This window comes from Conyzicola sp. (genome assembly GCF_046714715.1).
GTDB lineage: Bacteria > Actinomycetota > Actinomycetes > Actinomycetales > Microbacteriaceae > Conyzicola.
Genome location: NZ_JBKKAD010000204.1, coordinates 1 through 7491 on the forward strand (window position 1 = coordinate 1; position 7491 = coordinate 7491).

A 7491-nucleotide genomic window follows, 5' to 3' on the forward strand; every position below is an offset into this window, starting at 1 on the left:
GACCCCAGCCGGTCGGAGAAGCCGTTGAGCGCGGAGTCGCCGGGCAGGGCTCCGATCATGCGCTCCACCGTGGAGGTGATCGCGTGCGCGGAACGGAATCCGCAGAGGGCGCGGAACCTGTCGCTCAGCGCGAAGATCAGCTCGGGCTTGTGGAACGCGTCTTTGTAGTTGCGGTTCGGCGCGTCGAGCGGAACGCCGAGCGCGTTCTCGCGAGCGAAACCTTCCGCCGCCTGTTCCATGGTCGGGTGGGCCTGCAGCGACAGCGGCGACGCGGCGGCGAGCACCTTGAGCAGGAAGGGCAGGCGACCGTCGACGATGCCGGCGAGCGTGTCATCCGAATCGACCACGCGGCTCGGCGAACCCGGGTGCGCACCCAGCCAGAGCTCTGCCTCGGGGCCGCCCGAGGGGGTCGTCCCGAGCAGGTCGGCGATCGCCGTCGACGAGCCCCAGGCGTAGTCGCGCGGGGTATTGGTGATGCCTACAAACATGGGGGCCGTCCTTGTCGCTCGGTTAGACCAAAGTACCAAGGGCTTAGGACTGGCCCGACCGCGAGCCTAGGATTTCGGAGGATTCCGACAAGCAATGGAGCAAATCAATGTCATTCGAGTCACTCAGCAGCGACTTCTTCGGCTACGAGAACGGCCTCTCCGACGAAGAGAAAGACCTCATCGTGCGCCTGCGCGCCTACCTCGACGCCGAGGTCCGCCCGCTCGTCAACGGCCTCTGGGCGAACGCCGAGTTCTTCCCGCGCACCGTCGTGAAGGGACTCGCCGACCTCGGACTCTTCGGACAGCCGTGGGCGGAGACCCGCCGGTTCGAGAACTCCGCGGTGTTCCGCGGCTGGGTCGCCCTCGAACTCGCTCGCGTCGACGCGAGCCTCGCCACCCTCGTCGGCATGCAGAACGGCCTCGTCATGGGATCGATCGCCGTCGCCGGCAGCCAGGAGCAGCGCGACGAGTGGCTGCCGAAGCTCGCCAGCGGCGAACTGCTCGGCGCGTTCGGCCTCACCGAACCTCTCTCGGGCTCCGACTCCGCGCAGGGGCTGCGCACGATTGCCAAGCGCGACGGCGACAGCTGGACCATCAACGGCGCGAAGCGGTGGATCGGCAACGGCTCGATCAGCGACGTCACGATCATCTGGGCGAAAGATGCGGATGACGGTCAGGTGAAGGGTTTCATCGTCCCGACCTCGACCCCCGGCTATTCCGCCACGCGCATCGAGAACAAGCAGGCCCTGCGCATCGTGCAGAACGCCGACATCGTGCTGACCGACCTGGTCGTGCCCGAGGCGAACCGCCTGCAGAACTCGAAGTCGTTCCGCGAGACCGCGTCCGTGCTGCGACTCACCCGCGCCGAGGTGGCGTGGGCGGCCGTCGGCAATTCGGTCGGAGCCTACGAGGCCGCCGTCGCCTATGCGGGCGAGCGCATCCAGTTCGGCAAGGAGATCGGCGGCCACCAGCTCGTGCAAGACCTGCTCGCGCGCAGCCTCGGCAACATCACCGCGTCGATCGGCATGGTCACCCGCGTCTCACAGATGCTCGACGAGGGGACCCAGCGCGACGAGCACGCTTCGCTCGCCAAGGCCTTCACCACGAGCCGCATGCGCGAGACCGTCGCCTGGTGCCGCGAGATCTTCGGCGGCAACGGCATCGTGCTCGACTACGACGTCATCCGCTACTTCGCCGACGCTGAGGCCATCTACTCGTACGAGGGAACCCGCGAGATGAACACGCTCATCGTCGGCCGCGCCATCACCGGCAAGGCCGCGTTCGTCTAACGGGGTACGCCTACTCAGCGCCGGGTGAGTCTCCGCTTGACCGAGCGGACGACCGCCCGCGCCGGGTTCTTCTTGAGGTCGTTCGCCCAGGCCTGCAGCTCGGCGAATCGGGATCCCAGGAGCGCGTTCTCTTCGACGAGCGCGGCGCGCTCCGCCGAGAGCCGCGCGTTCTCGGCGATGAGACGGTTCGACTGCTCGAGGATCTCGTCGGGCGGGAAGACGAATGCGTCGCGCTGCGGCGGGTGAAGAGCCGCCCTCGGCGCCGGGGACGCGGTGCCCACGTACTGGAACACCTCGGCCTCGGTGACCCGCAGCATGTCGTAGAAGGCGGGGCTCGACTCAAGCCCGATCGCCCGCAGGCGAAGGTCGGTCCACTGCGGCGGGTAGCCCACGACGACGGGGTTCTCGTCGGTGACGGCGAAGCCGGTACTCGCGAAGACGTCGTGCACCTCGACCCGGTCGTAGAAATGCAGGTGGGTGCGGTCGAGCAGGCCGAGTTCGGCGTAGGGGAAGCGACCCTCGAGCAGGTCGAGCCGCACCGAGAGGTGCCCCATGTGCGGGATCGAGTAGACGATGATCCCGCCCTCGTTCAGCAGGCCGTGAACCGCGCGCAAGACGGCGCGGGGGTCGGGCAGATGCTCGATGACGTCGGCGAACACGACCACATCGAAGGTGCCGAGCAGCTCGCGCGCTCCCGGCCCGGTGATGTCGAACACGTACGCCTCGGTGAGGCGCTGCTTCGCCTCGGCGATGTCCTCCTCGTTGAGGTCGACGCCCACGGCCGTGCAGCCCTTGAGCTGTTCGAGCGCCTGGCCGAAATTGCCCGTCGAGCATCCCACGTCGAGCAGGCGCGCACCCTCGGGAATGTAGTGGTACATGTTCGCCCAGCTGCTGTTGCCCGATTCGGGCACGAAATAGTGCTCGGAGTACTGCGAGAGTTCGGCCAAGATCTGGTCCCATCGCCGTCGAGGTGGAGGTAGCGCCTGCGCTGCACAGTCTAGGGTGGCCCGTCGTCGGCGGCCGGGTGATCCTGCCCCCGTCGGTAGGGTTGCAGTATGAGAGCACTCGACAGCAGCCGATTCCGTTTCGGGGCGCTCACACTGGCGATGTTCTCGGTGCTCGCGGGCGACGTGTGGCGGTATTCCATCACCTGGTACGGGTTCGGGGTGGTCGTGCTCGCGATCTCCGTCTTCTCGGTCGCGCTGCTCGTGCGCAACCGCGGCGACTGGCGCATCGGCACGCTGCCGTATCCGCTGCTCGCCTTCCTCGCCCTCTCCACCGCCTCGATCGCATGGTCGTTCTATCCGGGGGCGACCGCCGTCGGACTCGTGGCGAACTGGCTGACGGTGATCTCCGCCGTCGCCTTCGCCGTGTCGTTCGACTGGGCGACGCTGGTGCGTTCCATCGGCATAGCGCTGCGCATCCTGCTCGCCGGATCTCTCCTGTTCGAGCTCGCGGTCTCGGTGTTCGTGCGCCAGCCGATCCTCCCGTTCTGGAAGGACTACGGCGAGGGGAAGCTCGCCATGTCGCTCTACTGGTCGCGCGACCTGTTGTTCGAGGGCGGAAAGATCCAGGGCTTGCCCGGCAACTCGGCGCTGCTGGGCTTCCTCGCGCTGCTCGGACTCATCGTCTTCTGCGTGCAGTTCGCGGCGAGCGCACGCCGACGGTGGACCGGGGTCTTCTGGATCGCCCTCGCGGCGCTCTGCGTCTACCTCACCCGTTCCGCCACGATCACCGTGGCCCTCGTGGCGGTCGCCGTGGTCGCCCTCGCCGTGCTCTCGTTCCGACTCGCGCGCAACGCCCGCACCCGCGCGCTGCTCTACGGTCTCTTCGCCGTGCTGGGCGTGGTCCTCGTCACCGTCGGCATAGTATTCCGCTCGCAGTTGCTCGCACTGATGGGCAAGGGCGACACGCTCACCGGCCGCACCGACATCTGGGCGTCGGTGACCGAGCTCGCGACGCAGCGCCCCGTCTTCGGCTGGGGCTGGGTCAGCTACTGGGCACCGTGGGTGGAGCCCTTCACGGGCCTCGCGTTCGAGGGCGGAGTCGGCCAGTACCAGGCCCACAACGCGTGGCTCGATCTCTGGCTGCAGCTGGGCGTCGTCGGCGTAGTGGTCTTCGCCGCCCTTATGCTCTCCAGCGTAGTTCGCGCCTGGTTCTTCGCCACCGACCGACCGCAGTTCGAACCGGGACGGCAGCTGCCCTACAGCGCCGTCTCCGCCCTCCCGCTGCTGGTGCTCACCGCTCTCGCCGTGCAGAGCCTCGTCGAGAGCCGCCTCATCATCGAGTACGGGGTCTTGCTGCTCGTCATCGTCGCGGTCAAGACCAAGCGGGGTGACCCGGTTGAACGGCGCTAGTCGTCCCGCGTCACGCCGAGATCTCGCCCTGTCGTTCTTCGGGGAGACCCGACTCGCGAACGCCCTCGTCACCGTCTCGATAGCGGTCGCCGTGCTCGCGAACACCCTGCGGGCCCTGGTCGGCTGGCCGGGCCTCATCGGCATCCTCGTCGTGCTCGTGGTGTTCGCCGCGCTGTCGCTGTTCGCACGCCGCGAGACCATCGACTACGAGGGCATCCTGCCCATCTCGCTGCTGGTCTTCCTCGGCTGGGCCGGCATCTCGGTGGTGTGGAGCGAGTACCAGTGGGCGACGCTGGCGGGCATCGGCTACCTCGGCGTCTTCTCGGCCCTCGGCATCTACATCGCTCTGATGCGCGACACCATCCAGATCGTTCGCACGTTCGGAGACGTGCTGCGGCTGGTGCTCCTCGCGTCGCTGGTGCTCGAGATCTTCTCCGGGCTGCTCATCGACACCCCCATCCGCTTCCTCGGCATCGAGGGCCACCTCGATATCGCCGGGCCGATCCAGGGCCTTATGGGCACGCGAAACCAGCTCGGCGTGATCGCGCTCATCGCGGCGGTCACCTTCGGCACCGAATTGCGCACCAAGTCGATCCGCCCCGGACTCGCCATCGCGTCGCTCGTGCTGGCCGGCATAACCATGGTGTTCACCCGGTCGCCGCTGATCGGCGGCGTGATCGTCGTTCTCGCGGTCGCGATCGTGTCGCTGTACGCCCTGCGCCGCGTCACGCCAGCGCGGCGCACCTACGCCCAGCTCGGGCTGCTGGCGGGCGTCGCCGTGGTCGCGCTCGTCGCGTGGGGGCTGCGGGCGACGATCATCGCCCTGAGCAACGCCGGCGGCGAGCTGGACTACCGCCTGCAGCTCTGGAACGAGATGACCGCCCTCATCCGCCTCAATCCCGTCGAGGGCTGGGGCTGGATCGGCCACTGGCGACCCGCCATCTCGCCCTTCGAGGCCTTCGTCACCGACGACCGCGTCCCGCGCTCCGGGGTGAACGCCTACCTCGACGTGTGGTTCCAACTCGGCGGCGTCGGCATCCTCATCTTCGTGGGCCTCGTCGGCCTCGCGTTCGTGCGTTCCTGGCTGCTCGCCGGGCAGAAGCGCAGCGTCGTCTTCGCGTGGCCGGCACTGGTGCTCGTGGTGCTCCTGAGCAGCGCCCTGTTCGAAAGCTCGCTGCTGGTGGAGTACGGCTGGCTCACGTTCGTCGTGTGCTGCGTGAAAGCCTCCCAGGACCTGAGTTGGCGCACGGCCTTCGCGCGGCCGCTCGAGCAGGAGCCGCTCGACTGACGAAATCGAGTGCGGGGCGACCGGTAAGCTGATCGCCACCACCGTCTCAACCTGGCGACGCGATGTCGCGAGCGGGCTGGTATCGATCCTGGGGAGAACACAATGAGGTTGGTCAGCGTGCCCGAAGCCGACAACCCCGTCATATCGGTCGTCGTTCTCGCCTGGCGCCAGACCGACCGCCTGCTTGACTGCCTCGCATCGGTGGCCGAGTCCGCGGACGCCCCGCCGTTCGAGACCGTGGTCGTGCTGAACGGCGCGACCCGGGACGTGCGCGATCTCGTCGCGCACAGCGTCACCGGCGCGCGCATCGTCGATGTGCCGGTCAACATCGGCTTCGGCGGCGGCTGCAATCTGGGCGTCGCGGCGGCCCGCGGCGAGTTCGTGCTCTTTCTCAACGACGACGCCGTGGTCGACGCGGGCCTCCTCGCCGCTCTCGCCGCGCGGCTGCGCGGCGACGCGACGATCGCCCCCGCGGCCCCGGTGCTGCTCAACCCCGACGGTTCCCTGCAGGAGGCTGGCTCCCGCGTGCTCGCCGACGCGGGCACCGTGCAGCTCGGGGCGGGTCTCGCGGTCGAATCGCCCGAGGCGGCCCCGTTGCTGTCCGCGCGCGACATCGACTACGGTTCCGGTGCCGCGCTGCTCGTGCGCAAGAGCACCTTCGACGAGATCGGCGGGTTCGACCCGATCTACGAGCCGGCCTACTTCGAAGACGTCGACCTGTCGTTCCGGCTCAAGTCGCGGGGGCTGCGGGTCGTTCTCGAGCCGGCCGCCCGCGCGACCCACTCGACGGGGTCGTCGACGGCGACCGACACCCGGTTCCGCAGCTTCGCGTCGGACCACGCCGGTACAGCCTTCGTCGAGCGCTGGAGCAGCACGCTCGCGTCCGCCCCCGAACGCGACGACGCGCCCGGCGTGCTGTGCGCGATCGCCCCGACCGACCGCCCCGTTACCGACACGACCCCGCGGACGCCCGCCGAGGCATCCGCCTCTATCGCCGCCAACTACTCGCGCTGGCTGTCCGACCAGCTCGACGCGCGCGAGGCACGTCTCGCCGTGGTCGAGGCCGAGGGCGCCGAGCTGCGCGCCAGGCAGGCCGAACTGACCGGCACGGTGCACGAGCTGCGCACGCGGCTCGACGACCTCGAGTCGCGTGGGCCGGTCGGCATCGTCAAGTGGAGGCTCGGAGTGGCGAAGAACCGGCTGGGCGCCAAATAGCGGCCGTTAGCGAGTAGCGGCCCTCAGCCGAACGAGGCCCGCAACGCTTCGATGCCACCGTGGGTGTCGCCGTCGAAGATCACGCTGCCGTGCGACAGCACGACGGCGCGGCTGCACAGGTCTTCGACCTGGGCCGAGGAGTGGCTGACGAGCACGATCGTGCGTCCCTCTTTCTGGAATTCCCGGATCTTCGCCATGCACTTCTCCTGGAAGCGCTCGTCGCCCACAGCGAGTACTTCGTCGACCAGCAGCACGTCGGGGTCGACGTGCACGGCGATCGCGAAGGCGAGGCGCACGTACATGCCCGAGGAGTAGAACTTCACCTGGGTGTCGATGAACTCTTCGATCTCCGAGAACTCGACGATCGAGTCGAAGTACTCTTCCGTCTGCTTACGCGACAGCCCGAGGATCGAGCCGTTGAGGAAGACGTTCTCGCGTCCGGTCAGGTCGGGGTGGAAGCCGGCGCCCAGTTCGAGCAGGGCGGCCAGGCGTCCGCGGCGTTCGATGCTGCCGCTGTTCGGCTGGATGATTCCGCCGATGACCTTGAGCAGCGTGCTCTTGCCCGACCCGTTCGCGCCGAGCAGGCCGACGGTGCTTCCCGCCTCGATCTCGAAGTCGACGTCGCGCAGGGCCCAGAAGTCGTCCTTGTGCTTGTTCGACCGGCCGAAGTTCACGACGCGCTCTTTGAGGGACTTGTCTTTGCGAATGACGAACCGTTTGGAGACGTCGTTGACCCGGATGACGACCGGTCCGGTCGGATTGCTCTGCGTTACCACTTAGATCTCCTGCGCGAAGTTGCCCTGCAACCGCGAAAACACACGCTGGAAGATCCAGACGAGGACGAGCCCGATGAC

General features: G+C 68.1%; 6 protein-coding genes and 1 pseudogene. 4 read left to right on the forward strand and 3 right to left on the reverse strand.

Annotated features, from left to right (window positions below):
• Positions 1 to 488 (reverse strand): type I phosphomannose isomerase catalytic subunit (locus ACLQ6X_RS16190; RefSeq protein WP_411701174.1); only part of this gene is annotated, 488 nt, incomplete at its 3' end.
• A 107-nt stretch (positions 489 to 595) separates the two neighbouring features.
• Between ACLQ6X_RS16190 and ACLQ6X_RS16195 the strand changes: the two genes are divergently transcribed.
• A complete protein-coding gene (locus ACLQ6X_RS16195) occupies positions 596 to 1777 on the forward strand; it encodes an acyl-CoA dehydrogenase family protein (protein WP_411701175.1) in 1182 nt (393 codons plus the stop codon).
• 14 nt (positions 1778 to 1791) lie between these two features.
• On the opposite strand, the gene ACLQ6X_RS16200 is transcribed toward ACLQ6X_RS16195, so the two are convergent.
• A complete protein-coding gene (locus ACLQ6X_RS16200) occupies positions 1792 to 2724 on the reverse strand; it encodes a class I SAM-dependent methyltransferase (RefSeq protein ID WP_411701176.1) in 933 nt (310 codons plus the stop codon).
• Positions 2725 to 2832: 108 nt separating this feature from the next.
• On the opposite strand from ACLQ6X_RS16200, the gene ACLQ6X_RS16205 reads away from it, so the two are divergent.
• From ACLQ6X_RS16205 to ACLQ6X_RS16215, 3 genes are all read left to right on the forward strand, one after another.
• A complete protein-coding gene (locus tag ACLQ6X_RS16205) occupies positions 2833 to 4134 on the forward strand; it encodes an O-antigen ligase family protein (RefSeq protein ID WP_411701177.1) in 1302 nt (433 codons plus the stop codon).
• Positions 4112 to 5422 carry an O-antigen ligase family protein gene (locus ACLQ6X_RS16210; RefSeq protein ID WP_411701179.1) on the forward strand — a complete coding sequence of 437 codons (1311 nt, stop codon included), beginning with the start codon at positions 4112 to 4114 and terminating at the stop codon, positions 5420 to 5422. Before ACLQ6X_RS16205 ends, ACLQ6X_RS16210 begins: the two co-directional genes overlap by 23 nt.
• A 102-nt stretch (positions 5423 to 5524) precedes the next feature.
• Positions 5525 to 6637 carry a glycosyltransferase family 2 protein gene (locus ACLQ6X_RS16215; protein ID WP_411701180.1) on the forward strand — a complete coding sequence of 371 codons (1113 nt, stop codon included), beginning with the start codon at positions 5525 to 5527 and terminating at the stop codon, positions 6635 to 6637.
• Positions 6638 to 6669: 32 nt separating this feature from the next.
• Here the strand turns inward: ACLQ6X_RS16215 and ACLQ6X_RS16220 are convergent.
• A pseudogene (locus ACLQ6X_RS16220) lies at positions 6670 to 7413 on the reverse strand (ABC transporter ATP-binding protein); the annotation flags it as partial.
• Between the last annotated feature and the right edge of the window lie 78 nt (positions 7414 to 7491).